Here is an 896-nt window from a genome sequence, read left to right on the forward strand (position 1 = left end):
TGGGGGGGGGGGGGGGGGGGGGGGGGGGGGGGGGGGGGGTGGGGGGGGGGGGGGGGCGGTCCCTCCCCCCCCCCCCCACCCCGGGTCCTTCTGCCACCGTCAGAATGCTCCCCGCCTGACGCCTGGGCGGCGCCTCGGTGGCGCCTCGTTGGCGCCCAGGGATCAGAGCGAGTCGCAGTACCGCGCGAACGCGGCCTGGGTCCCGGCGCCGGCGATGCCGTCGATGGCGCCGGTGTAGCCCCAGTTGCTCTTCAGCCAGCGTTGCAGCGCCTCCACCGTGTGGGCCCCGACGATGCCGTCGATGGCATCGGTGTAGCCCCAGTCGGCACGCAGGAACCGCTGCATGGCCTGCCAGCTGCCGGTGCCGAGCTGGCCGTCGAGGGCGCCGGTGTAGCCCCAGTACTGCTTGAGCGCCACCTGGAGCTTGGCGGCCTGCGAGGTGCTCAGCCCGAGGTTGACCACCGCAGCCAGGGCGGCGGGCCCGGGCGCCGCCGCCTGCTGGACGCCGGTCGGCGTCGCCGCGACGGCGGTACCGGCACCGGCCAGGCCGCCGACGGCGATGCAGGCCACGGCCGTGGCACCGACGACCGCCTTCACCAGAACGTTCGAGCGCATGTGCAGCCCCCTTCGGTACACCCGTGGGACGGGTGGGTTGTCTGGACACCGTCACTCTGGCACGGAGACCGCCGCCCACGAACCGAACCGGTCCGGATGGCCGGTACTGCGCCCTCACTGGCCGACCGGCGGAGCTTCGAACCCGAACCTCCACCTCCACCTACGGATCCGCCCGCCCCGCCGGTGGCCGCCGTACCGGGGGGGGGGGGGGGGGGGGGGGCGGGGGGGGGGGGGGGGAGGGGGGGGGGGGGGGGGGGGGGGGCGAGGGGGGGGGGGGGGGG

1 protein-coding gene is annotated in these 896 nt (G+C 77.2%); it reads right to left on the reverse strand.

Annotation, left to right across the window (positions count from 1 at the left end; translation table 11 throughout):
* Positions 1-162: 162 nt before the first annotated feature.
* Entirely contained in the window at positions 163-615 is a 453-nt protein-coding gene (locus ACZ4W5_RS15380; RefSeq protein WP_360229362.1) for a peptidoglycan-binding protein, read from the reverse strand.
* Positions 616-896: the final 281 nt, after the last annotated feature.

The organism is Kitasatospora sp. NPDC029367 (assembly GCF_055569135.1).